Annotated in this window: 22 protein-coding genes and 1 pseudogene; 3 read left to right on the forward strand and 20 right to left on the reverse strand. The window is 48.8% G+C overall.

The features are described 5' to 3' along the window. Positions 1-23: 23 nt before the first annotated feature. The 5 genes from OWN49_RS05620 to yutH form a co-directional block, all read right to left on the reverse strand. The gene (locus tag OWN49_RS05620; RefSeq protein WP_077722781.1) at positions 24-1994 is read right to left on the reverse strand and encodes a S9 family peptidase; all 1971 of its coding nucleotides are present in this window, start codon (positions 1992-1994) and stop codon (positions 24-26) included. A 103-nt stretch (positions 1995-2097) separates the two neighbouring features. After that, the gene (gene thrB / locus OWN49_RS05625; RefSeq protein ID WP_077722782.1) at positions 2098-3027 is read right to left on the reverse strand and encodes a homoserine kinase; all 930 of its coding nucleotides are present in this window, start codon (positions 3025-3027) and stop codon (positions 2098-2100) included. Next, positions 3024-4082 carry a threonine synthase gene (thrC, locus tag OWN49_RS05630; RefSeq protein ID WP_176283647.1) on the reverse strand — a complete coding sequence of 353 codons (1059 nt, stop codon included), beginning with the start codon at positions 4080-4082 and terminating at the stop codon, positions 3024-3026. The genes thrB and thrC overlap by 4 nt, the downstream gene beginning before the upstream one ends. Beyond that, positions 4082-5383: a homoserine dehydrogenase gene (locus tag OWN49_RS05635; protein ID WP_003151938.1), complete on the reverse strand. Its 1302-nt coding sequence runs from the start codon at positions 5381-5383 to the stop codon at positions 4082-4084. The genes thrC and OWN49_RS05635 overlap by 1 nt, the downstream gene beginning before the upstream one ends. Positions 5384-5584: 201 nt before the next feature. Then, on the reverse strand, positions 5585-6601 hold the full coding sequence (yutH, locus tag OWN49_RS05640; protein WP_162008369.1) for a spore coat putative kinase YutH: 1017 nt from the start codon (positions 6599-6601) through the stop codon (positions 5585-5587). 154 nt (positions 6602-6755) lie between these two features. On the opposite strand from yutH, the gene OWN49_RS05645 reads away from it, so the two are divergent. Next, the gene (locus OWN49_RS05645) at positions 6756-7256 is read left to right on the forward strand and encodes a phosphatidylglycerophosphatase A family protein (protein WP_070082311.1); all 501 of its coding nucleotides are present in this window, start codon (positions 6756-6758) and stop codon (positions 7254-7256) included. Positions 7257-7282: 26 nt separating this feature from the next. On the opposite strand, the gene OWN49_RS05650 is transcribed toward OWN49_RS05645, so the two are convergent. The 4 genes from OWN49_RS05650 to lipA all read right to left on the reverse strand — a co-directional run bounded on the left by OWN49_RS05650 (position 7283) and on the right by lipA (position 9937). Further along, positions 7283-8053, reverse strand: coding sequence for a TIGR01457 family HAD-type hydrolase (locus OWN49_RS05650; RefSeq protein WP_070082312.1), 771 nt, complete (start codon positions 8051-8053; stop codon positions 7283-7285). Between the two features lie 33 nt (positions 8054-8086). After that, entirely contained in the window at positions 8087-8521 is a 435-nt protein-coding gene (locus tag OWN49_RS05655) for a DUF86 domain-containing protein (RefSeq protein WP_003151930.1), read from the reverse strand. Between the two features lie 25 nt (positions 8522-8546). Then, entirely contained in the window at positions 8547-8822 is a 276-nt protein-coding gene (locus OWN49_RS05660) for a YutD family protein (RefSeq protein WP_003151928.1), read from the reverse strand. Between the two features lie 218 nt (positions 8823-9040). Next, positions 9041-9937 carry a lipoyl synthase gene (lipA, locus tag OWN49_RS05665; protein ID WP_003151923.1) on the reverse strand — a complete coding sequence of 299 codons (897 nt, stop codon included), beginning with the start codon at positions 9935-9937 and terminating at the stop codon, positions 9041-9043. A 201-nt stretch (positions 9938-10138) separates the two neighbouring features. Between lipA and lytH the strand changes: the two genes are divergently transcribed. Next, positions 10139-11116, forward strand: coding sequence for an L-Ala--D-Glu endopeptidase (lytH, locus tag OWN49_RS05670; RefSeq protein WP_003151918.1), 978 nt, complete (start codon positions 10139-10141; stop codon positions 11114-11116). Positions 11117-11153: 37 nt separating this feature from the next. On the opposite strand, the gene yunB is transcribed toward lytH, so the two are convergent. The 6 genes from yunB to OWN49_RS05700 all read right to left on the reverse strand — a co-directional run bounded on the left by yunB (position 11154) and on the right by OWN49_RS05700 (position 16957). Next, on the reverse strand, positions 11154-11912 hold the full coding sequence (gene yunB / locus OWN49_RS05675; protein WP_014305752.1) for a sporulation protein YunB: 759 nt from the start codon (positions 11910-11912) through the stop codon (positions 11154-11156). Positions 11913-12038: 126 nt separating this feature from the next. Next, positions 12039-13433 carry a bifunctional metallophosphatase/5'-nucleotidase gene (locus OWN49_RS05680; protein ID WP_077722785.1) on the reverse strand — a complete coding sequence of 465 codons (1395 nt, stop codon included), beginning with the start codon at positions 13431-13433 and terminating at the stop codon, positions 12039-12041. 17 nt (positions 13434-13450) lie between these two features. Then, complete coding sequence (locus OWN49_RS05685) at positions 13451-14272, reverse strand: sulfite exporter TauE/SafE family protein (protein WP_003151913.1); 822 nt, start codon at positions 14270-14272, stop codon at positions 13451-13453. Positions 14273-14291: 19 nt separating this feature from the next. Further along, positions 14292-15143: a DUF72 domain-containing protein gene (locus OWN49_RS05690; protein ID WP_039253989.1), complete on the reverse strand. Its 852-nt coding sequence runs from the start codon at positions 15141-15143 to the stop codon at positions 14292-14294. A gap of 26 nt (positions 15144-15169) precedes the next feature. Further along, complete coding sequence (locus OWN49_RS05695; protein WP_039253986.1) at positions 15170-15523, reverse strand: YunG family protein; 354 nt, start codon at positions 15521-15523, stop codon at positions 15170-15172. Positions 15524-15595: 72 nt separating this feature from the next. Next, positions 15596-16957, reverse strand: a complete 1362-nt coding sequence (locus OWN49_RS05700; protein WP_176283517.1) for an allantoinase — start codon at positions 16955-16957, stop codon at positions 15596-15598. Between the two features lie 179 nt (positions 16958-17136). On the opposite strand from OWN49_RS05700, the gene OWN49_RS05705 reads away from it, so the two are divergent. Then, positions 17137-18732, forward strand: coding sequence for a PucR family transcriptional regulator (locus OWN49_RS05705; protein WP_039253981.1), 1596 nt, complete (start codon positions 17137-17139; stop codon positions 18730-18732). Between the two features lie 108 nt (positions 18733-18840). Here OWN49_RS05705 and OWN49_RS05710 read toward each other — a convergent pair. The 5 genes and pseudogenes from OWN49_RS05710 to allC form a co-directional block, all read right to left on the reverse strand. Continuing rightward, positions 18841-18975: pseudogene (locus OWN49_RS05710) on the reverse strand (XkdF-like putative serine protease domain-containing protein); the annotation flags it as partial. A 61-nt stretch (positions 18976-19036) separates the two neighbouring features. Then, positions 19037-19315: a hypothetical protein gene (locus OWN49_RS05715; RefSeq protein ID WP_077722787.1), complete on the reverse strand. Its 279-nt coding sequence runs from the start codon at positions 19313-19315 to the stop codon at positions 19037-19039. A gap of 1283 nt (positions 19316-20598) precedes the next feature. Continuing rightward, positions 20599-21795 carry an MFS transporter gene (locus OWN49_RS05720; RefSeq protein WP_102422539.1) on the reverse strand — a complete coding sequence of 399 codons (1197 nt, stop codon included), beginning with the start codon at positions 21793-21795 and terminating at the stop codon, positions 20599-20601. Positions 21796-21916: 121 nt separating this feature from the next. Next, positions 21917-23128: a pyridoxal-phosphate-dependent aminotransferase family protein gene (locus OWN49_RS05725; protein ID WP_217904225.1), complete on the reverse strand. Its 1212-nt coding sequence runs from the start codon at positions 23126-23128 to the stop codon at positions 21917-21919. A 60-nt stretch (positions 23129-23188) separates the two neighbouring features. Continuing rightward, the gene (allC, locus tag OWN49_RS05730) at positions 23189-24430 is read right to left on the reverse strand and encodes an allantoate deiminase (protein ID WP_077722790.1); all 1242 of its coding nucleotides are present in this window, start codon (positions 24428-24430) and stop codon (positions 23189-23191) included. Positions 24431-24561 lie beyond the last annotated feature (131 nt).

Below are 24561 nucleotides of genomic sequence, written 5' to 3' on the forward strand. Positions count from 1 at the left end.
ATGACAGCCTGGTTTTTTTATTTTTACAAATAGTCATCAAACCATGAACAAATATAACGGATGCGTTTCATCCGCTGTTCGGGATGGCCGCTTCTCGACAGCTCATGCGTAGCTTTCGGAAATCGGATGAACGACGTCGTTTTGTTCAGTTTCTTCAACGCGGTAAAGAGCTGCTCCGCCTGCTCTATCGGACAGCGGTCATCTCGCTCACCGTGCAGGATCAAAAGCGGCGTCGAAACGCGGGATGCATATTTTACAGGAGAACGATCCCAAAGCTTATCCGCTTCCTCAAACAAATCATGTCCGAGCTGCCAGTCGGTAAAAAAGAAGCCGATATCGCTGACACCGTGGAAGCTGAACCAATTTGAAATAGAACGCTGCGTGACGGCAGCTTTAAAACGGCCTGTCTGTCCGACAATCCAATTCGTCATAAACCCTCCGTAGCTTCCGCCCGTCACACCGAGACGGCCGCTGTCTATAAACGGATACGCCTGAACGGCTTCATCCACCGCCTGCATGACATCACGGTAATCTCCGCCTCCGTAATCACCCCTGACACGATTGACAAAATCCTGTCCGTAGCCGTGGCTTCCTCTCGGGTTGACATACACGACAGCATATCCTTGTGCGGCCAGTACTTGGAATTCGTGAAAATACGTATGGCCGTACATCATGTGAGGCCCGCCGTGTATGTATAGAATGAGGGGATATGTTTGATCCTCTTCAAAAACGGCAGGCTTTAAAAACCAGCCGTTTACCGTCAGCCCGTCCTTTGTTTCATATTGCAGCTTTTCCGGCACGGATATGATACGCTCCTCTATAAACCGATCATTGTAAAATGTCAATTGCCTCTCTTCCCCATTTTCAAGTGAAATGCTGTAAAGCTCGGAAGGCTGTGCGGGTTTGGCAATGACAGCGATACAGCTTTTCTGATCAGGATGAAAAGCAAAACCGTTCACGTACTCTTCTTCTAATCGGATCGGATATACGAGGCCGTCAATCGAGATATAATAAATACCGGTGCTTCCCTGCTCGCTCCCGAGAACGTAAAAGCCCTGCCCGTCGTTTGTCCATACCGGCCGGGGCGTCACTCCTCCTATGATTGAATCCGCAATCAGCGCATCGCTCAAATGAACATCCAGCATATCGGTCAGGCAGGACAGCCGCTCAGTTTTCACGTCGTACAGCCACGCTTTCTCTAAAGTCGCATTGCGAAATTCATTCTCATGGCCCAGCATCGCGATATAAGAACCGTCCGGTGAAAACACGCAGGAACCGAAAGAACCGTGGTGCGGCGTAATCTGCTTCAGGCTTCCGTCCGCCAGATTCATCAGATAGACATCGCTCGGCTTTCCGGCGTCACCCGGCTCGCATAAATTGGCGGTAAACGCAAGCTGCCTGCCATCCGGTGAAAAGGCCGCGCCATAATGATCCGCTTCATGATCCGTCAGCTGCTGAATCTCACCCGTTTCAAGATGAATCAGCACAAGCTGGGCCCAGCTTCCGTTCAGCAGGCCTTTCCCGTCACGTTTATATGTTAATGATTGAATCTCAACCGGCTCATACTCGTCATGCTTCTTTTTTTCTTTCTCCTCGGCGCGCTCCGCTGATGTCAGACTGACGGACACAAGCACGGATCTGCCGTCGGGCGCCCATATCGGATCTGATACGCCCCAAGGAATATCGGCCGCCTGTTCCGCCTCTCCGCCGGCAGCGTCGATGATGTACAGCTGAGGGATGCCGTCCTCCCTGTCAGAAACAAAGGCGAGGCGCCGTCCGTCAGGCGACCACCGCGGACTTGTATTTTTATCGTCCCCGAAAGTCCATGGGTTTGAGATGCCGGATTCTGTGTCATATACCATAATGGCTGAGGAATAGGAATCCTGATTGACTGTTGTCCGGACGTAAGCGGCTCTTCTGCCGTCAGGGGCATATTGCGGGTCTGTCACGGATACGAGAGACGCAATGTCCTCCTCGGTTATGAGTTTTTTCAAATCGTTTCTCCTCCTTTTCTTTTTTATTTCGCTTCCCTAAATAAAAATCCTTCTCCAGAAAAAGAAAGCGTCCTTCTCTGATGGGAAGAACGCTTTTTTATCATTATACACTTTTCACCTGTTCTAAAGGATTCCGTTCAATTACGCTTCCTTCTGACGGGACAGTAAGCGCCGCAATCTCACAGTGAGGGAAATGCTCAGAAAGCTGCTTTCTCAGCTCTTCTCCCTTTCCTTTTTCAATCAGGACAAGAATCGTCGGTCCCGCTCCGCTCAGCGCCGTTCCGTAAGCGCCTTTCATTTCGGCCGCATGTTCCACCTTTGAAAGCTCAGGAACAAGCATGGCGCGGTACGGCTGATGGAGGATGTCTTTTCTCATCATTTTCCCGGCGAGCGCCCAGTCATTTGACATGATCGCAGCAACGAGAAGGTTGCTGACGGCGCTTGCTTTAACGGCGCGTCGGTACGGCAGCTCTTTCGGGAGCACGTCTCTTGCGTCCCTGGTCAGAACTTCGTAAAACGGAATCACTGCCACAACGTCGATATCCGCTTCGGCAACACGCACGATATGTGTTTCATCTTCTTCGTGAAGGCCGATCACAAGCCCTCCTGCAAGGGAAGCAGCGGCATTATCAGGGTGTCCCTCTTCAAGACTGGCTAAGTGCAGCTTGTCGCTTTCCGACAGCTGCAGGTCGCATAACTCATCCGCAAGCTCAATGGCGGCGACGATAGCGGCCGCGCTGCTTCCGAGCCCCCGTGCAAGGGGGATGTCACTCCAAACTTTGACATGGGCGGGCGGCAGCTCTTTCTGATAGCGGTCAGCCGTCCGTTTGGCGACTTGGTAGATGAGGTTGTCCGTTCCTTGAGGGATGCCCGCGACAGTTTCGGTTTCCGCCGAGAACTGCCATTCATCGTTTCGGAAAACGGAAAGCTTCAAATATCTGCTGAGCGCCATCCCGATGGAATCAAACCCAGGCCCTAAGTTGGCGGTGCTTCCCGGAACCGTAATGGAAAACAGCATCTCCGCCTCATTCATACACGCGCCGCTCCATTTAAGTATTCCAGAATACTGTCCTCATTTGTCGGCAGCGTGATCGGTTTTATGTCAGATACGTCCACAGCCGTGTTCGGATCTTTCAGGCCGTTTCCGGTCAAGACTGCGACAACCTTGCTTCCTTTTGGAATTTCACCGGATTTCACCTGTTTTAAAATACCGGCGATGGATGCACAGGAGCCCGGCTCGGCAAATACGCCTTCTTCACGGGCAATCAGCTGATAAGCGTGAAGGATTTCTCCATCTGTGACTTCATCAATTTTTCCGGCTGACTCTTCCGCTGCAAGCACAGCTTTGTCCCAGCTGGCAGGGTTCCCGATCCGGATTGCTGTCGCAACGGTTTCGGGATTTTTAATGACCTCGCCGCGAACGATGGCCGCAGAACCTTCCGCTTCAAAACCGCGCATCTTCGGAAGTCCGGTGCCGTTTTTCTCATGATATTCTTTGAACCCTTTCCAGTAGGCCGTGATATTCCCGGCATTTCCTACCGGGATCGCCAGAATGTCCGGCGCTTCGCCGAGCTGTTCGCATACTTCAAAGGCCGCTGTTTTTTGCCCTTCAATCCGGTAAGGGTTTACTGAATTCACTAATGCAATCGGTGATTTTTCACAAATCGACCGGACGATGGCCAGCGCGTCGTCAAAGTTTCCGTCAATCGCGATGATTTCCGCACCGTACATGACGGCTTGCGCAAGCTTTCCGAAGGCGATTTTCCCGTCCGGGATGATGACGATGCATTTCATGCCGGCTCTCGCCGCGTATGCCGCAGCCGCCGCGGATGTGTTGCCTGTTGAGGCGCACATGATGGTATCATTGCCTTCTTCTTTCGCTTTGGCGACCGCCATGACCATGCCGCGGTCTTTAAAGGATCCCGTCGGATTAACGCCCTCTGTTTTCACATGCAGTTCAATTCCGAGCTTTTCAGAAAGCTTCGGGAGGTGAATCAGCGGCGTGTTGCCTTCATGCAATGTCAGGGCCGGCGTCCGATCCGTCACCGGCAGAAATTCTTTATATTGATGGATGAGTCCTTTCCACATTAGCTCCAACCGTTCCCTTCTACACGATATGTGCTTTTTACTTCTTGTACAACTTCGAGGTCATTTAAGTTTTGCAGAATGTCACTGAAATCTTCTTCCGATGTATGATGCGTGACGATCACGATTTCCGCGAGATCGTCATGGCCTTTGATCGGCAGCTGCAGAATTTTTTCAAAGCTGACGCCGCGCTCTGAGAAGGCTGATGTGATTTTTGAAAAAGAGCCGACCTGGTCTTTGACATGAATTCTTAAAAACTGCTGGGCGTAGATATCAGACGGCTGCTTCAGATTTCTTTCAAACTGCGGGGCGACAAAGCTGTTTCCGTTTACGCCGAGACGCATGTTTTTCATGACCGCGACCAGATCGGAAACGACTGATGTCGCAGTCGGCATGCTTCCGGCTCCGGGGCCGTAAAACATCGTTTCGCCTACGGCTTCTCCGTACACGTAAACGGCATTAAACTCGTTATGCACCGCAGAGAGCGGATGATGATCCGGGAGCAGTGTCGGCTGAACGCTGACTTCGATTTTATTGTCATCACGCTGGGCGATGCCGATCAGCTTCATCGTATAGCCGAGCCGTTTGCTGAAGCTGATGTCTTCATCCGTAATCCGGGAAATTCCTTTTACTTTGACATCGTCCAGATCGACGTTCATAGAGAAGCCGAGACGGGCTAAAATCGCCATCTTGCGTGCGGCATCGAGTCCTTCTACATCGGCGGTCGGGTCCGCTTCCGCGAATCCGAGATCCTGCGCTTCCTTCAGCACTTCTTCATACGGGCTTTTTTCTTTAATCATTTTCGTTAAGATGAAGTTCGTCGTTCCGTTGACGATTCCCATCATTTTTGTGATCCGGTCAGAGGAAAGGCCTTCTTCGAGCGTGCGTAAAATCGGGATTCCGCCGGCGACACTCGCTTCATAATACAAGTCACAGCCATTTTCCTTTGCGGCGGCTAAAAGCTCTGACCCGTATACGGCGATCAGATCTTTATTTGCGGTCACAACATGTTTTTTCGCTTTCAAGGCATCAAGAAGATATTGCTTCGTCTGTTCGACACCGCCGATGACTTCAATAATCACGTCGACCTCAGGGTCATCGATCACATCATAGACTTCTGTCGTCAGCACTTCTTTCGGCAGGTCTGCGTCTCGTTTTTTATCAATATCTTTAACCAGCACTTTTTTGATCGTCACCGGACAGCCGACCTGGTGCATAAGCTTATCCTGATGATCTTGTATAATTTTGACGACTCCGCTTCCCACGGTTCCCAGTCCTAACAGTCCAATACGAATCGCTTCCAAAGAGAAACTCCACCTTTCTTCCTTTTGTCCACTAGAAAAGGACAATTGTTAACCCTTCACAGACATTTAAGTTACAAATATTATATAAGCCCGCATTTGTTTTGACAAGCGGCTGAATATTGTTTCTGCGGCTATGAAAACGCTTAACACACTGATATGACAAGATTCCCTATTTTCTAAATATTTTTACGTCATATTTTCTTACGAACTGATTCCTTTTCCGAGCCACGCCACAGGCGGGACAAAAACCTGCGCCGCTCTGACATTCAGCATGTCGTGACATGTCTGCAAAAACTGTTCATAGCGGGTGCAGTCTGCAAGAATGTAGTCAAGCTGCTCTTCGTAAAACTGTTTTTCAGAATCATGAGAAATGTAATAGCTCTCCACCGTCTCAAAGAAATGAAGCGGAAACAGCAGGCGGCTGTAAAACAGGCGCTTGGAAAAGGAGGATAACGGCGTAACTTGCTCATATTCCTGCAAAAACGAAAACCCTTCGTTAAGCAAGTCGTCACGATGATACAAATATGTGCTGCGCATATATTCCGCAATATCACGGGCGGCATGGTCGAATACCCAATCGCCCGGAATGCGGATCAATGATTCCTCCGACCAGGTATCCCGTTCCATCCGCTGATGGCAGATTGTCCCCGAGTCTTCTGCGCCGGGATTGTCATCCAGCTCCGTATCCACTAAATATTGAATCGCATTTTCCGCTAAGCCTGAATAATAAGGAAATGCTTCGATCATTTTCTTTTCGAACGGTTCGAGCGGAGACATATGAATTTTCTGCATCCAGAATGATTCCAGCTGATCCACCCGTTTTCCCCATAAGTCCTTCCATTGGCCGATCCTGCCCGCTTCTTTCACTTCGTACGGAAAACCCCGCCCTTTTCTGTGAAATTCGGCAAGCTCCCCTCCGACAGAAAACGACCGGTTTGCGACGGGGATCGGCGCTTTTAAGAGCGCATACGTTTTGCCTTCGTCCTCAAAGGTCAGTTCTCCTTCCTTCGTAAAGATAAACACTGAAACGTATGGGTCACTTTGTTCTTGTAAATACTGACTCATGTAGTAAAGCTCCGTCAGCTCTGATTGCGAAAATCCGGAAACGGGAATAATAAGAAAGAAGGAATTAGGCGTCTGGAAGCATTGGTATTTCTGATAAACGGAAAGCTGTCTGACGTGGATGCCGTACTTTTCTTTAATGATGCTTTTCATCATAATCACCTGCCTGAAAAATTAGAGCTATTCACATCGTAGTCATACGCCGGCGGAATTATGAATACATATTGTAATCCTTTGAATCAAGTGGAGAAACATCGTACACATCGGAAGGGTGTTGTATAAACTAGTAAAAAAAGATTGGGTGAAGCAAATGTCAGAAAAGGAACAACTGAATCACGTGGAAGCTGTCGCCAGAACGCGTTTAAAAGAACGGGGGGTTGAGACGGACGATATTGCCGAGCTGGTGTATTTCCTTCAGAAAAAATATCATCCTGATTTGACGATGGAAGTATGCAGGCTCAATGTGGACCGTGTCATCGCAAAACGCGAGGTGCAAAACGCCATTTTAACGGGAATAGAATTAGATGTGCTCGCCGAACAAAAAAAGCTGTCTGAACCGCTTCAGACCATTCTGGCGATTGATGAAAGCCTGTATGGGGTTGACGAGGTGCTCGCCTTCTCTATCGTGAATATATACGGCTCAATCGGCTTTACGAATTACGGCTACATTGACAAAGAAAAACCCGGCATTCTCGGGCGTTTAAATGATAAATCTACGGGCGAATGCCATACGTTTCTTGATGATATCGTCGGCGCAATCGCAGCAGCGGCTTCAAGCCGGCTTGCCCACAGCGCCAGAAATACAGAATAAGGACGGCCGTCATGGCCGTCCCTTTTTTATAGATATTCAATCCATTCGGTTAAAGAGTCAATCGCATATGTCGGCTTCCGGTCGTAATCTGCCATATGCTCACGCTTTGTCACTCCGGTATGAACCAGCAGCGTATCCATGCCCGCATTGATGCCGGCCATAATATCCGTTGCATAGTTATCGCCGACCATGAGTGTTTCGGAAATATCCGTTCCGAGCACACGCATCGCCTGTTCCATAATAATCGATTCAGGCTTGCCGATAAAGACAGGCTCAACGCCCGTTGACACCGTCAAAACGGATGTGAGCGAACCGTTCCCTGGTAAAAGCCCTCTTTCAGTCGGAATGGCGACGTCGCCGTTTGTTGAAATGAACCGGGCGCCGTTTCTGATCGCAAGGCATCCCGTTGCCAACTTTTCATATGTAATGCCGCGGTCGATTCCCACAACGACAAAGTCCGCGTTTTCTTCTCCGAAGCTCAGCCCGTTTTCTTCAATGGCCTGACGGATGCCTTCTTCGCCGATCACATACACCGACGCGTCTTTTTTCTGCTGGGCGATATGCTGCGCAGTCGCCATGCTCGTCGTGAAGACCTGCTCTTCAGATGCCGGAATGTCAAAGCTCATCAGCTTGTCCGCCACCTGCTTCGGCGTCCGGGAAGAATTGTTCGTCACGAATAAATACGGAATGCCGCGCGCTTTAAGCGTTCTCACGAATTCACACGCTTCTTCGATTTTTTCCGTCCCGTTGTACATTGTGCCGTCCAAATCTATCAAATATCCTTTATAATCCTTCATACTCAACACTCCTGTGGATTTTCTCACTCGTTGTTATTTAAATGCGGAAACAGGCCCTAATTCTGTTTCCAGGTAGGTTCTTACACGGGCCGGAAAGGCTTTCAGCACATCCCTGTTTGACGTGATCAGCGTAAACAGTTCCTGATGATCGGCTTGCTGATATTCCTGAACAAGCCGCTTTCTGGAAGAGATCAGCTGCTTGAGCTTATTCGCTTCATCCTCAGCTACCACCTTTTCATCCGTCAGAATATCCATGATGTCGTCATAACTCCCCGGATCGCGCATGATAAAGCCGTCAATCATATCATTTCCGACATCGAGAATGCATTCGATCATAAGATGGCTGATCCGCTCAAGCGCCCTTTTTTCGATTTCGCTCTGCCATGCAGGCGTGCTGTCAAACAGCGCCAGCTGGGTCTCAAAAAAACGGAGTGTTTGTTCGATATTATTTCTGTCAACAAAATACACGTGACAGCATCCCCTTCTGCATCAATTATTTTCTGATTCGTTTTAAAACAAAATACGCGCAGCCGAAATTGCAGTATTCATAAATGTATTCGTCCAATGTGCTGATTTTCGTTTCAAAGGTTGCTTTTTGATTCTGGTCATCAAAGAAGCCTTTGAGCCGCAGCTGACTGTATCCCCAGTCTCCCACAATGTAATCATATTTATTTAATATGTCCGAATAGCGGGCTTTGAACGCTTCTTCATTAAAGCCGTTTTTAAAATCGTGTACGAGTTCAAACTCGGCATTTTGAATAAGAATCATGTCTTCACCTCTTTTATCACTCTTTACTATCATAATTCATTGACTTCTGTCCATCAATTGCAAAATGAGACGGTTCTGACGGACGGAAAAATTTTCCCCTTTTATATCCAGTGTAGCGGTTCTGACGATCCTTATTCAAGAATGACTTTTTCCCTGCACAGACGGCTCCATCACAAAAAACCCAAAACCTGCGGCGTTTTGGGTTTTTTCGGCTTATCTTATGCTTGGGCCTGGCGTTTTTTAGACGCTTCGTTCACTTGTTCATCCGCATGGTAGGAAGAACGGACAAGCGGGCCTGCTTCACAGTGGCTGAAGCCTTTTTGCATCGCGATTTCTTTCAGTTCGGCAAATTCGTCCGGATGATAATATTTTTGGACTTTTAAATGTTTTTTCGACGGCTGCAGGTATTGGCCGATCGCCATGATGTCGACATTGTTCGCAAGCAGGTCGTCCATCACTTCAATAATTTCTTCCTTCGTTTCGCCGAGACCGATCATAATGCTTGATTTCGTCGGGATGTCAGGCTGCATTTCTTTCGCACGGCGCAAGAATTCCAAAGAACGGTCATATGTTGCACGGGCGCGGACTCTCGGTGTCAGGCGGCGCACGGTTTCAATGTTGTGGTTCAGAATATCAGGACGGGTATCCATTAATGTTTTCAGGTTGTCGTAATTTCCGCCCATATCGGATGGCAGCACTTCAATTGTCGTGAACGGGCTTTTTCTGCGGATCGCCCGGACCGTTTCCGCAAAGACGCCTGCTCCGCCGTCTTTCTGATCATCACGCGCCACGGCCGTGATGACGGCGTGTTTTAAGTTCATCAGTGCAACCGAATCAGCTACGCGTTCCGGTTCCTGCAGATCCAGCTCAGTCGGCAGACCCGTTTTGACAGCGCAGAAGCGGCATGCTCTCGTACAGACGGAACCGAGAATCATGAACGTCGCCGTACGTCTGACAGCCCAGCATTCATGGATGTTCGGGCATTTTGCTTCTTCACATACGGTATGCAGATTATTTTCACGCATTAATTTTTTCAGACCCGTATAGTTTTCATTCGTGTTCAGCTTTATTTTGAGCCATTCCGGCTTTCTCAGATGCTCGTCTTTCTTTGCCATTTCCCCATCATCTCCATTATCCCTTTATTCATGTTCGTGTGCGAAAAATTTCTATTTCACGATGGATATAAAACTTGCAGATTTCTATTCAATAGTCACTTTAACATAGGAAAAATTTCTCGACAAGGGAAGAGAATTACTTACATTTTCTCGGATTGTTGCCGCAAACTATTTGTATTAATCCTGAAAGGAGATCATGTTGTGAAAGTTCTGTTATCTGCTCTTCTCCTTTTATCATTTTTCTGTCCGGCTGCAAGCGGGAAAGAACAATCGGCTCCTGTTTACGGCGAACGGATGCAGTTGTACCGCAAAGCCGAAGCAGTCACGCAGATTCCTTGGTATGTACTTGCGGCGGTTGATCAATATGAAGAAAATGTCCGCTCGAACCGAAAGGATCTGCCGGAAAAAGCGGGAATCATCAGCATTTATATTCCGGATCATTTGTGGAGCGGGCCTGAAAATCCAAATCCTAAGGACGAGGCGCCCCTCAGCATTAAAGTATTTGACGGGATCGGCCTGGACGGCGACGGCGACGGAAAAGCCGAGGTCAGCAATGATGAGGATATCCTTTATACATTTGCACAGTATTTAGCGGGATTCGGAACGGATCTTGACCATATCCGCATCGGCCTCTGGAATTATTACCGACGTGATCAGACGGTCGGCATTATCACCGAATTCATGACACTGTTTAAAACGTTCGGCCGCCTTGATCTCGGAGAGCACGCTTTTCCGCTTCCCGTGAAGACGGATTACAGCTACCGCAGCACATGGGGCGCCGCACGGGGTTTCGGCGGGCGCCGGATTCACGAAGGAACGGATCTGTTCGCTCATTACGGACTTCCCGTCAGATCGACCTGCTACGGTATTGTTGAAATGAAGGGCTGGAACCGTTTCGGCGGCTGGAGAATCGGCATCAGGGATATCAATAATACGTATCACTACTTCGCTCACCTGAACGGCTTTGCAAAAGGTGTGCATAAAGGCCAGATCGTCAAACCCGGAGAGGTGATCGGCTCTGTCGGCAGTTCCGGATACGGACCGCCGGGCACCGCGGGAAAATTCCCGCCGCATCTTCACTACGGGATGTATAAAGATAACGGCAGATCGGAATGGTCTTTTGACCCGTATCCCCATTTAAGGGCATGGGAGCGAAAAGAAATCCGCAGGAAAAAGTAAACACACAGCCGCCAGGAAAGATTGCGGCTGTGTGTTTTTATTTATCTTTCTTCTGTTTTTCACTCGGCAGCTGGACAGAAGGCGTCACACCTGATCCGCCGCTTCCGTTATAAAACTGCGGCACCTCTCCTTGAATCGCTTTAATGGAGACCGGAATATTATTTGTGACGACTGATGTCTTACTGGCAAACGGAATAATGACCTTCACTTTAATTTCCACAAAAATACTGATATCGATCAGGGCATTGTTAATGCCGTACGGCTTTATTTTTGTTTTTACATCAGTTAACGCATCACCGATCAGGTTAAAGCGCACGGGGATTTTCGGCCCCAGATTTCCGAGAATGCTGTTTCCCGTGACCTGCCCTAAAGGGATGTTAATCATAATTTCATCGGCCGTTTTCGCGCCTTTTTCCGTTTCATGCTGCTTATTGTTAGACTCCGCTTCCTTCAAATGAGCCTGAAGCTGCTTTGTCACTTTCGCCTTCATACTGTTGACCATTTGTGTATTAAAATCCATCGTTGTGACTTTTCCGTTTTCATCCGTTTTCATATCGACCATATCTTTCACATTGTCGCTGTGAGACATGTATTCTTCAATGGATTCCGTAATGACCTCTGTCGCCACCCGTTTGGTTTCCATTTCTCCTATGTTCATCAGCACCGGTTTGATTGAGGAGTTGATCATCCAGAGGCTGATGACCGTCGATATGATAAAAAAAGCAAACGACAGAAGAAGCACATATCGAAAAGGCAAAGGCCCTCTCTTGCGAAGAGCGCTCCGGTATCTAGGCAAGAAAAATCCCCCCTTACATATCACAATGTATGCTTGTAAGGGGGGACATAGTATTTTATTTTTACTCTTAAAAAGTCAAGCTTACCTTCACTCAAATGAGATGGAACGGCGGGCAGCTATTTGACATTACGGCTGCCGCGCGAGCTCCCAGGCGAGCAGATCTCTTAAAAACTCCGGCATAAAGTATTGTTTTTCTTTTGAATCGCGGATGTAAGGGAACAGCTTTCCGAGTGTAAACATGTCGAGAACGGCAACCGAGTATATCCGCTCCGGATCCACCTCTTCTCCGTTCACTTTCACATTGAGGAGATGCGTCACACCGTCTTCAAGAATGCCGGCCTCTGCCTCCGCTCCGGCATATACCATCCTGCCCATCACTTCCCCGCGGAAGCCGAGGCCTTTAATCCGCAGCTGCTCCATTTGTTCCGAGGCGGCCTGGCTGATTGTTTCCTGGAGTTCCCTGCCTGAAAGACGAACGGCGACCGGATTGATCGGATGAGGGCAGATGCGGTGCAGGTCAAGCTTTGTGACAGGCCCCTTCTGTAAAGGCCCCAAAATGACGCCTGAATTCACCATGCTGACTTCACAGCCGCACCAGCTTTTCAGCGCTTCGGCTAATAGAAGCGGCAGCGGCGATTCCTCAAACCACTTCACGCCGGCTTCTTCATTCAGATTGGCGACTTGTACGGAGAGCAGGTTTTCCGCTTCCCGTTCTTTCTCTTTCAGAAAAGCCGCCGTATCTTCAGATTCTCCGTGCCAATCAGCCATTTTCTGTACAGATGCCTGTTTGCTGACAATGGTTCGTGATTCACTTTCTATCGTGAGCTCGACACAGCCGACATAGTTCCCGTATTTCTCCGCACATGCAAGCAATACGCCGTTTATGTCCTGTCCGTCCTCAAGAAGGTGGTGCGTATGTGATTCAAGAATGACATCGATATCGGGAAATTTTTCCGCTGCGGCCCGGTCATCGATCAGGCCTAAATGAGAAAGCAGAATGATGATGTCCGCTTTGCCCTTGATATCGTCAAGTGATTCTTGAATGCTTTTTTCCGCATCCGTCACTGTCCAGCCGAGTTTCTGATAGACGGGATAATACGGCACCGTGACGCCTAGTATGCCGGCGGTCATCCCGTTTTTCAGCGTTTTGATCACATAGGGCTTGGCCCATTCCGGCCGATGTCCGTCCTCGTCAAACAGGTTGGACACAATGACGGGAAACGCGGCATGAGTATATAAATCCGCCAGCTCATCGTGAGGCAGCGTAATCCCTTCATTATTCCCGACGGCAGCCGCATCAATCTCAAGACGGTTTAACAAGTCGACATTCGCTTTGCCGAAGGTCGCTTCCGTTATCATTTGGAATCGGTCCATATGATCGCCGATGTCGAATACGAGTGTTTCCTCCCCGTTTTTTTCATGCTCACTTCTCTTCTGCTCAATATAATGTACGATTTTCGGCCAATTTTCGAAATGGCTGTGCAAATCATTCGTATGATATAAACGGAGCTTCTCTAACATACCATCTCTCCTACCTTTTAGCTGAATATCCCTTGATAAATCAATTCACAGCCGATCAAAATCAAGACGACCCGCATGAAAAGCACGATCGTTTTCGTCTGCACCCGCTTATTGACCCACGCGCCCATTTTGCCGCCGAACCACGCGCCCGGAACGAGGCACAGCGCATACAGCCAATTGACATGGCCCTCTGCGATATGTGACACGGAACCCGTCACGGAGGATAAGAAAATGATGAGCATTGACGTCGCCACAGCCACTTTCGGCGGGAACAAAAATAACAGCATCATGGCCGGAACCATAAGAGAGCCGCCGCCGATGCCGAAAAGACCGCCCAATAAACCGACGAAAAAGGCAATGGCGATACCGGTAAAAATACGGTACGAATATGTATAAAGCTCACCCGATTCATCCTCATAAGTCCGGATCATGCCTTTATGCGCTTTATTGACCGGTTTTGCTTTCGCCTTCAGCATTAATGTAATAGAAATCAAAATCATAAAAAGTCCGAACCAGACGGAAAACGTATGCGCATTAAAAAGTTTAGACAAATACGCGCCGATGATGCTTCCCGGGCCGGAACCGATAAAAAAGATCAGTCCGCTTTTGTAGTCAACGGTTTTATATTTCATATAGGCCAGAGTTGATGACAGGCCCGTAAAAATAATCACCAAAAGGGACGTGCCGATGGCAGTCTGTGGTGTTACGTCATGGAAAAACGGAGTCATCGTGCTTAAATAGAGCATCGCCGGCACGATGATAATTCCTCCCCCAAGCCCGATCAGGCTGCCGACCGTTCCCGCGATAAATCCCAATATGATCAAAATAAGATAAGACATGTGTCTTGAAACCTCTTTTCTAGCTGAATAGGTCGAGCTGCTTCGGAGCAAGCCCGGTATATGAGATATCTAACATTTCAAGCATCTCAAGCCCGTTATCGGCGGCGTCTCCGCCTGAGTTATTGTTGAAGAGCACATACACATTGCGCGACTGCTTTTTCAGCTCCTGAAGATTGTTTTTCCAATCTTTGAGCTCCTGTTTGTTATAGCGGTATAAATATCTGACCTCACGCCAGTTTTGTCCGCCGTCAGGTTTAATCCAGCCCTGCTTGTTCCGTCCGTGAAAACGGACAAGCGTTTTTTCTTCATCCGTTGCTTTCAGGACGGTTGGAATGCTGCCCTCGCCGATCTGCGGCTCGTCACATATGCTGTGAATCCAGCCTTCCTCCTTCATAAAGGAAAGGGTCTGTTCGTAAAATGGCGGGGAAAACCAAGACCGGTTGCGGAATTCAAGCGCGCACGGGATATCGCCCATCTGCTGCCTGCACCATCTTAAATATGCGACGTTTTCTTTCTTGCAGTCAAACCACGGCGGGAATTGGAACAGCACCATGGCAAGCTTTCCATGCTCTATATAAGGCGATAATGACAGCTTAAACGCCTCAAACATTTCTTCCTTCGATTCAAAGGGAATATCGCCGCGCTGATGACCCGTCATTCCTTGATATGCCTTAATGACAAATTGAAAAGATTCCGGCGTCTCTTTGACCCATCTTTCGTTATTGCGGGCGGGCTGTATCGCGTAAAAGCTCGCGTCCAGCTCAACGATGGGAAAATGGGAGGAATACGCCTGCAGTTTTTGCGGGCCCGCTGTTTTAGGCGGATAGATGCTGTCATGATCCCCCCACCCCGTCAGTCCGATATAAATCACAATCCTTCACCTCTCATTCTAGTTTATCACAGGTGTTTTTCTCTTTCCGTTTCCATGTTTTTTCTGAATGCACTTTTCAGGAACCGGTACTGATGTTCATTGGTGTCCGAAAATGCCTCATCTCTGGAAGAAAGAATGTGCTGATAGACGATCGGCTCTGAAAACTGACTGTTCGTGAAATCATATATCTCCCCGTCTATTCGATTATAAAAATGCCAGCTTGTGCCCGTTTTTGTTTTGAGAATGTCACCGCCGTAAACATCTTGGATGACTAAAGCCGTCACGCCGCACTGGCCTTTGGCCGGGCAATCTTCCGTCCATTTTGTACTGGTCTTGCGCGACCAGGATGCCGTTAATATGTTCAAGATTTGATTATACAATGTGTTTTACTCCTTTTTATAAAAAGATACCACGAGACCCGCTCTCCAAACGACAAAAAAAGCCGATTCTCATCAGAGAATCGGCTCTTTTATTTCAGAAGGCTTCAGAAATGTTCCGAAAGCCCCGCTCTGCTTACGACCATCTTGGTACACACAGCGTCCCTTGCTGTAGGTCGCAGCAATTCGGTATGGAAAGGTGCGGCCTTCATACAAGCTTTGCTTATGTTTGGAAAACATCGTTTCTTTTGTGACGGTAAAAGGTTCCGGCCGGACAATGGCAAAATCAGCGTCAAATCCTTCTTCAAGCCGGCCTTTATTCGTTAAACCGAAGCGCTTGGCAGGTGCTTCGGCCGTCCATCGGGCCACATGTTCAAACGGAATCCCATGATCGATCGCTAATTGAATCATGCCGAGAAGCGTAAATTGGCCTCCGCTGATCCCGCCCCACGACAGGAACATATTATCCTCGCGTTTCAAAGACGGATGACAGGGAGAATGATCCGAAGACACCATATCAATCAGGCCCTCAGCCAAAACCCCGATCAATCCCTCTTTATCAGCCTCTGAGCGGAGCGGCGGAGCGCATTTGGCGGCCGCCCCTTTTTTGAGGAAGTCTTCAAAGCTGAATAATAAGTAGTGCGGACACGTTTCAACGGTGACATCCAATCCGTCTTTTTTCGCCTGCTGAATGGAGAGCACGGCCCGTTTCGTGCTGATATGTACAAAATGAAGCGCGCATCCCGTCGCTCTTGCATATTCAATCGCCCGCTGCACAGCCTCGCATTCGGCTTCTTCCGGACGGGAGGAAGCGTAAGCGCGGGCATCAATTTTCCCTTGGAGCGCGTACTCGGCTTCAAGGAATCGGGTGAGGGCGTCGCTTTCTGCGTGCAGGGCCAAAATCTTGCCGCACGCCGCGATTTCCTTCATTCCCTTTAAAAGAGTCCGTTCATCGGCTGATTGAAATTCATCCGTTCCCGATTTAGACAGAAACGCTTTAAACCCGATCGCTCCCGCTTCTGCCATCGGCCGGATATGTTCGGTATACCCGGGCATCAAACCGCCCCAAAGCGCAAAATCAACCGCTGACTTCCGTTCGGCGATTTCCGCCTTTGCCAGCAGGTTTTCAGCAGTTACCGTCGAAGGAATGCAGTTAAGCGGCATGTCAAAATATGCCGTACAGCCGCCGGCAGCAAGCATGTTTGAGCCGGTTTCAATGCCTTCCCATTCTTCGCGTCCGGGTTCATTGAAATGCACGTGACAATCGACCGCGCCTGGAAACACATACATGCCGTCTGCCTGCACCACTTGGTCCGCGTTTTCGTCAATGCCGGGCTCGATCAATGCGATTTTCCCGTCCTTGACGGCGATATCGGCCCGCTCTGTCCCGCCTTTTCGCACAGCTTTCGCACCCTTTACAATTACGTCATAGGCCATTTTATCTTCCTCCCTGTAAGGATGACGATTTTCTGTCAGTTTTTATCACAACATGCGTCTATGATTGCCAGTTTACTGCTACTATGATCGTAATACATCAGCAAAACCGCTATATTTTTTGATGATTTTTATTCATATTAACTAATGGTTGTCTTTAGAACCTGAAAGGAGATTGACTGATGAACATTTATGATGTGATGAAGATTCCCGCTTATGAGCGGGCGGCATTAATCGCAGGCAGATCCGGCGGCTGGAGGGAGGTGCAGCACGTCAACATGATGGATGCGCCGGACATCGCTGATTTTTTACATAAAAATGAACTGCTCGTCACGACGGCTTACCACTTGAAGGACCGCCCGCAGCTGTTGAAAGATTTGATCCGCCTCATGGCAAAACGGGGCTGCGCGGGACTGGGGATCAAAACGAAGCGTTATCTTAATGTCATTCCGAAAGATGCCGCGGAGCTTGCCGACCGGTATGAATTTCCGATTATTGAGCTGCCGGAAGACATCAGGCTGGGAGATATCGTCAACGCCACACTGAGCCATATTCTTGATATGCGTTCAAATGAGCTGCAGCAGGCCATTTACACCCATAAAAAATTCACAAACCACATCATGAGCGGCAAAGGGCTGCAATCCCTGCTTAAGAAGCTCTCAGACATTCTCCGGCTTCCCGTGCTGCTTTTGGATCAGCATACAAAACTCTTATCATCGTCCCACAGCATACCCATTGACACGTCTTTATTGAAAAACATCTGTTATTCCCTTTCCGGTCCTTATTTCACCTGCTTTTCCATGCTCTCCGACAGAAAGGCGTATTCTGTCCTGCCGATTCTGAATGTTGAAAAAAACTGCGGTTATCTGGTGATTCCGGAGCTGGTGCAGACCGCTGATAAAGGCATGATTTTGACAATTGAACAGGCGGCCAACGTCATTTCCTTTGAACTGCTGAAAGAAAATGCCGTCAAACAATTCGGCAGACGGGCGCGCAATGAATTTTTCAGCAATTTCATCGACCGCTCGTTTACAGGCCATGAAGAAATCAAAAGCCGTGCCAAAGAATTCCGGCTCCGCTGGGATCAGAAATACATGTGCATTTGCGGAAAACTCGACCGAAATGAGAAAACGATCAGCTTTACCGAAAATCAGCTCGTTTCCGATCATGTATTTGATCTGCTTGAAGGGGAGCTGTCATCCTTTCCGTTTCCCCCTCATCTCTTTATTAAAGGAAATGTCGGTATTCTTTTAATTGAAGCGACAGACAGCTGGAATGAAATGCACGCGTCTGTCATCAGCTTTTTGGAGCAGTTTCAAAAGCAGGTCCGGACGCAGTTTAAACGGACTGTCTCCTTTGGCATCTCAAACATATGCCAAAAGCTGATCGACGTCCCTGACGCTTTTACTGAAGCTTCAGACGCCATTTCATCCGGGCATTTGTCCAGAAGCGCGGAGTTTATTCAAATCTATCATGCCAAAGACGTGCCGGAGCTGCTCCGCCTGCTTCCGGCGGAAGATGTGAAGAAGTTTTACGAAGCCACCCTCCAAAGCCTGGCCGACCGGCAAAAGGAAGATCAGAGCCTGCTTCATACGCTGTCTGTTTACCTGGAGACCCACTGCCAGATTTCAGAAACGGCTAAGCGCCTGTACGTCCATCGAAATACGGTGATCTATCGTTTAGAAAAATGCGAGGAACTGCTCGGCAAAAGCTTAAAAGATCCGGAGACGACGATGCGCCTGCGGCTCGCGCTGAGAATGCAGCGGCTGATCGGTTAAGGAATCGTTAGAGACAGGGATGCGGGGTGTTCTCCCGCATCCTATTTAAGGTGAATCATTCAGCTAAATCCTCAAAAAATGCTGCCATCAAAACCCTGACGAGTATCCTTTCAGGAAGCCGTGAGCGGCCTTCTCAATTTCTGCAGCTGTCATGAAATCCTCGTGAGCATCCACGGTGTCCGGCTCATAAACGATACCGTAAACAAGTTTTTGTGCGTCTGCTTCTTTCGCAAGGATCTTCACTTACCTCTCTTCCTCAAAATAAATAAGTATCATCTCAAAAGATGATACTTAAATTAGTATTTTATCTAACTGTTTGGATTCCTCCAGGAGTGAGTTGACTAGCCGAAACTACAGCTGAACCAGCTATACAGTTTCCGCCAATAGACAAAGGAAATACTATAGTAACAAATTCTTGACCTGCTGGTGTATACTCAGACCTGTGTATAAACACACGTGTACCAGCAGTAAGCAACCGTCCATTTGGCAAAGTTAGATTAAAAAGGAGAGTGTGAAATTGACCAATTAAACCTTCAAAAGCACGACTTTCCCCAAAATATGGGTAATAATAATTTGGATACATTGAACATTTACCTCTTTCCTATATAATGAATTCACCTTACAATAATTGTATATTCCATATATTTAAAATTCGTGTGTGGAACAAAAGGCTCATTTCCTACGTATACAGCCGCCTATACGTCTGAGGTGTCACGTCTCGTTCCCATGATTTCTTCCCAATTCCTGTTCATCTGCCTTTGTAGAAGGACTTAACACTTTTTTAAGCTGCTGTTTCGTGTCAGCAGATAAAACGTCTCTCATCTTCATCTTTCTTTCATTTCTCCTTGCCGAATAAGCACCGCCTTACGCTATTCGCTTTTATTTATTTGCGGCCCGCCGCTTTATTCCTCAGAAGGTAAGCAAAGAAAATGAAGAGCCGGTTTAAAAAGACTTTCCTTGCAATGAGATTTCACTGCTTGTGTTCCCCGTGACTATCCGCGCACAATACTGCATACTTCAGTCGCCCTCCCGAGAAGGCACTTTCATTGTTTAAATTTTGATACGCAGAAATGACTTCCTCCTAAAGGAAAGAGGAAATGCTCTTTTCCTTTTTCACGCGGAGTTTTGGCTACGCTGATACATTCTCCGTTCACAGCGGAAAAAATCTCTCCAAAAAAGGAGGGGCGCTTCCCCTCCGTGAACCGTAATAAAGCTTCGTGTGTTGACTAATGGCTGTCTGGATAATGGTCTCACTGTCATCTTGGAAAGATCACTTACTTCTATAAGTCTTTCTTTTTAACAGAAACCGCAGATATAGCAGCAGAAATAACTATCCGCTCCGCTTCTTATGCACTCTCTGTAACATGGAGAATTATAAAAAGGAGGGCGCGCGGAAACATAGGGAGAGCTCCCTGAATGAGTCAATTGATGGGCCCATGGATAATAATTAAATTCTTGCCGCTGATACAAATGGAATGACGGGTAATAATACAACATTTTCAACTCCTTTTCCGTACACCATATTGTACTTACCGACACCCTTTTTAGATGATTGTCTCTTGCATAATTGTGTGTTGGCCTAATTGCGGGTTTTAATCTGCAAAATTCGTGCAGGAGAACCATCACAACATCTTCCGTGAGAGGTTATAAGATAACCTCTCCTTGTTGTCACCAATCGCCCCCTACTGAACAGTTCGTATTATTTCAATGACCCGTTTTATCAGAATGCTCTCCCCCTGCATACGAAACAACTGGTTCGATATGATTTTCCCTCTATGCGCATCCCTGCAATTTCAGAGATGCAGACCGCCGCAGAATAAACGACAATCAACAAAAAGCCTCCGGATACCCGGAGGCTTTTGATTCTTATCCTTGCTGCGTGAACGGCCGGGTCTGTGTCTTTTTGCCCCAGCCAAGCGCGGCCAGAAAACTGATGGCGAGAATGGCCGCTCCCAGCATATACGGAAATTCCATATTTACATCAAAGAGAAAACCGGCGGCTGACGGTCCGGCGATATTCGCTAAGCTGATGAATGAGGTGTTCATCCCGCCGGCAAACCCCTGCTGGTCACCGGCGAGCTTCGACAGCATCGTATTAACGGCCGGCCGGAGCAGCGATGTCAGCGTCAGGAAAAAGATTGCCGCGGCAAAAACGGCCCAATATGAACCCGCAAACCGGCACCACACAAGTCCTGCAGCAGCCCCGATCAACGTCACGTTAATGACGCGCTTTTCCCCGAACCTGCGGACGAGATAACTGACGCCGACCGCCTGCACAAACACGCCGATGAGACCCGCAGCCGTAATAATAAAGGCAATATCAGAGGCTTTAAATCCGTGTTTATGGTCAACGTAAAGGCCGAAAACGGATTCAAAGTTCATAATTCCGAAGTTCAGCACAAAAACCAGAATCAGCATAAACGCGATCCGCGATTTGAGCGCGCGTGACATTTGCTTAAACAGATGCTCACGTTTTTCCGTTTTTGCCCGGGCTTCCAGCTGCTTTTCACGTCCAAGCGTTTCGGGCAGAAAGAAAAATGAAAGCACCGTTGAAAAGCAGGCGAGACTTGCGGACACGATAAACGGCACAGACATGCCGTAATGAACCAAATAGCCTCCGACACCGGGCCCGATGACGACACCGAGCGTCATCGCCGCGCTGAACAGCCCCATTCCTTTCCCGCGTTCTTCTTCGGTCGTAATATCCGCAATGTAAGCGAACATTGACGGCATTAAAAACGCCGCGCCCATCCCGCCCAAAAGCCGGGATGCGAACAATTGCCACAGGCTTCCGGCAAAGGCGAAGATCAATTGTGACACGGCAAAGGCGGCAATGCCGAAAATAATCAGTTTCCGCCGTCCGTATTTGTCGGTTATTTCCCCGGCAATAGGCGCAAATAAAAGCTGTGTAAGCCCCGCCGCTGCAACAAGCAGACCCATCGTGCTCCCCGTCGCTCCGAATTCGGTAATATATGCGGGCATAATCGGAATAATCAATCCGATTCCAAGCATCGCAATAAACATATTCAGCATTAAAATTGACAATCGGCCTATGTACGCCATGATTTCTTACCTTCTCCCCAGACAAACAGATGATCATTCCATATTTGTCATTTTTTATACCATTCAGTATAACGGGGAAAAGGGAAAAAAGTCCAGATGATTTCAATCTCGTTTTCATATCTCATGACAGCACACCGGTTTCAGCCGGCAGATCATATATGTTAAGGGCCGCCTGCAGCGCTTCCCCGGCTTTAACTGCAACTCCGTGTCTGATCAGAACCGCTTCAAGTCCGGCCAGCACAAACAGCACATTTTCCTTTCTGCAGCTGTAGCCCATCGTTCCGATTCGCCAAATTTTCCCCTGCAGCGGACCGAACGAGCTGGCGATTTCAATTCCGAATTGAGACAAAAGCATACTCCTGATCGATTCGCCGTCTGCTTCCGGCGGAATCTTCACACATGTGACGACAGGCAGCTTCGCCTCCGGATCGCCGAATAAATCAAGGCCCATCGCTGCAAGTCCCGCCGTAAGCGCTTTTTCATGACGCTGATGCCTGCGGAACCGTTCTTCAAGTCCTTCTTCCAGGACAAGGCGCACACCCTCCCGCAGCGCATAAAGCATTGCTGTCGCTTCTGTATGGTGATTCAGCCTTCTTTCACTCCAATAATCTTCGAGCTGGCTCAGATCAAAATAGTTGCTCGTAACCGGCCGATGACCGGACAGCATTTTACCGTCAGCTGCCGTCGCAATGCCACGTTCTACCTTTTTACGCGCGGCAATGACAGCTGCCGTCCGGTCATTATAAGTAATCGGCGCCATTCCGGAAGGGACCGATAGGCATTTTTGCGTTCCCCCGATGACTGCGTCAATCTTCCATTCATCCGTTTTTACGGCGCATCCGCCAATCGTGGCTACGGCATCCACGATAAAGAGTGCGTCTTGGGCGCGGCACGCTTCCCCGATTTCTTTCAGCGGGTGAATCCGCCCCGTTGATGTTTCTCCGTGCACCATAGCGACGATTTTCGGGGAAATCTTTTTCATCTCGCTGATAATCTCTTCAGGCCGGAAGACCGTTCCCCATTCACACTCGATCGTATGAACGTCCGCTCCGTACCGCTCGGCGATTTCAGTCAGCAGGTATCCGAAGCGTCCGTATATCGGAACGAGCACGCTGTCGCCCGGTTCTATCACACTTGCGAGAACAGCCTCAATCCCCGCTCTTGATGTGCCGTCAATCGGATAGGCCCAGCGGTTTTCCGTTTGAAACAATTCACGGAGCATTTGCATCGTTTCGTTCATGATGCCGGTAAATGCCGGGTCAAACTGGCCGAGGATCGGAGCGCCCATCGCCCTCAGCACTCTCGGTTCAGCTTCTGTCGGTCCCGGTGTCATAATCGTTCTTTGCGGAATGCACAATTCTTTTCTGGTCGGCACGCCGATTCCCCCTTTACGTTAATAGGCAAGTTTATGTAATACATTCGCCAGCGTAAGGACGCCGGTTTCAAGCTGATGTGCGGGTGTGAATTCAAGCGGCGAGTGGCTGATCCCGCCACAGCTCGGCACAAACAGCATGCAGGCCGGAAAGGTTCTGCCGAGCATCTGGGCGTCATGTCCCGCTCCGCTTACGATCTTCTCCGGGTCCGCCCCCTGCTCTTTTGCAGCCTCTGCTGCGGTTCGTGTCAGTGTCTGATCCATTTGAACCGGCTCTATCCTCATATATTCATCAATAACAGGTCTGACTCCTTTGCTGCGGCTGATGTTTTCAATAATCGACACCAGTTTCTGACGGAAGGCTGCCAGCACGTCTTCCTGCTGGTGGCGAATATCAACGGAAAACTGGATACGGCCCGGAATGACATTCGCCATATTCGGCTCAACCGTCATTTTCCCGCACGTCAGGCGGAGCTCTTCCGGCTGTCTTTCCGCTGAGAGCATGAGTTCATGGATGATGCTGCTTCCCGCCGCGAGCGGATCTTTCCGCCATTTCATTGAAGTGGTCCCCGCATGGTTGCATTCACCGTCAAGCGTAACGGTATAGCGCCTCTGTCCGGCAATCCCGGTGACAATCCCGATATCCTTTCCCGATCGTTCAAGCGTTTGCCCCTGTTCTATATGAATTTCCAGAAAGGCACTAATATCAGTGCGCAGCGGCGCCGGATAACGGCCTGCACCGAAGCCGTTCTGCCGCATGGCTTCTTTCAGAGAAATGCCGGACGCGTCTTTCGGCGTTTCCGCATCTGAAAGCGAGAAAGCACCGGTGATATTGCCTGAGCCCCAATAGGTGATGGGAAAACGGCTCCCTTCCTCTTCACAGAGCGACACAGCCTCCAGCGTTTTTTTCGGACGCCCGCACGTCTCATGCAAATGCCGGATCGCCAGCATGCCCGCCAGCACGCCGAACGCACCGTCATATTTGCCGCCGTCAATAACGGTGTCAATATGCGACCCGGTCAGAATCACCTCATCAGGCGATTCTGTGCCGTTCAGCCGGCCGAATACGTTACCGACATCGTCAAATGCCGTTTCCAGCCCGAACGCCTCCATTTTCTTTTTGACGGCAAGCTGGGCGTTCATCCATTCTTTCGTATATAAAAGCCTCGTCACTCCGCCGGAAGCGGAAGCGCCGAATTGAGACAGCCATTGTATGTCGTCGGAAATCCCGATATTCGCCGCCGAAAGCTGCTGATGTTCCATACACGCCCTCCTTTTAAACTGAAAAACTGACAAGATGATCTTCATTATAGAAGGAGCGCATTATGAGTTCATTATCATATCCTCTAAAAAATCAATGATTTTCCGGATACTTTGACCAAGAAACCGCCCCT

This window comes from Bacillus sp. NEAU-242-2, from assembly GCF_027853835.1.
GTDB lineage: Bacteria > Bacillota > Bacilli > Bacillales > Bacillaceae > Bacillus > Bacillus velezensis.

Excerpts from the sequence above, each read along its gene's own strand:
- OWN49_RS05700 (WP_176283517.1), bottom strand. The coding sequence starts at position 16,957 with ATGGCCTATGACGTAATTGTAAAGGGTGCGAAAGCTGTGCGAAAAGGC.
- OWN49_RS05685 (WP_003151913.1), bottom strand. The coding sequence starts at position 14,272 with ATGTCTTATCTTATTTTGATCATATTGGGATTTATCGCGGGAACGGTC.
- thrC (WP_176283647.1), bottom strand. The coding sequence starts at position 4,082 with ATGTGGAAAGGACTCATCCATCAATATAAAGAATTTCTGCCGGTGACG.
- OWN49_RS05705 (WP_039253981.1), top strand. The coding sequence starts at position 17,137 with ATGAACATTTATGATGTGATGAAGATTCCCGCTTATGAGCGGGCGGCA.
- OWN49_RS05725 (WP_217904225.1), bottom strand. The coding sequence starts at position 23,128 with ATGACACCGGGACCGACAGAAGCTGAACCGAGAGTGCTGAGGGCGATG.
- yutH (WP_162008369.1), bottom strand. The coding sequence starts at position 6,601 with ATGATGAAAAGCATCATTAAAGAAAAGTACGGCATCCACGTCAGACAG.
- OWN49_RS05645 (WP_070082311.1), top strand. The coding sequence starts at position 6,756 with ATGTCAGAAAAGGAACAACTGAATCACGTGGAAGCTGTCGCCAGAACG.
- OWN49_RS05715 (WP_077722787.1), bottom strand. The coding sequence starts at position 19,315 with ATGTATCCAAATTATTATTACCCATATTTTGGGGAAAGTCGTGCTTTT.
- OWN49_RS05660 (WP_003151928.1), bottom strand. The coding sequence starts at position 8,822 with ATGATTCTTATTCAAAATGCCGAGTTTGAACTCGTACACGATTTTAAA.
- OWN49_RS05720 (WP_102422539.1), bottom strand. The coding sequence starts at position 21,795 with ATGGCGTACATAGGCCGATTGTCAATTTTAATGCTGAATATGTTTATT.
- OWN49_RS05650 (WP_070082312.1), bottom strand. The coding sequence starts at position 8,053 with ATGAAGGATTATAAAGGATATTTGATAGATTTGGACGGCACAATGTAC.
- thrB (WP_077722782.1), bottom strand. The coding sequence starts at position 3,027 with ATGAATGAGGCGGAGATGCTGTTTTCCATTACGGTTCCGGGAAGCACC.
- allC (WP_077722790.1), bottom strand. The coding sequence starts at position 24,430 with ATGGAACATCAGCAGCTTTCGGCGGCGAATATCGGGATTTCCGACGAC.
- lipA (WP_003151923.1), bottom strand. The coding sequence starts at position 9,937 with ATGGCAAAGAAAGACGAGCATCTGAGAAAGCCGGAATGGCTCAAAATA.
- OWN49_RS05680 (WP_077722785.1), bottom strand. The coding sequence starts at position 13,433 with ATGTTAGAGAAGCTCCGTTTATATCATACGAATGATTTGCACAGCCAT.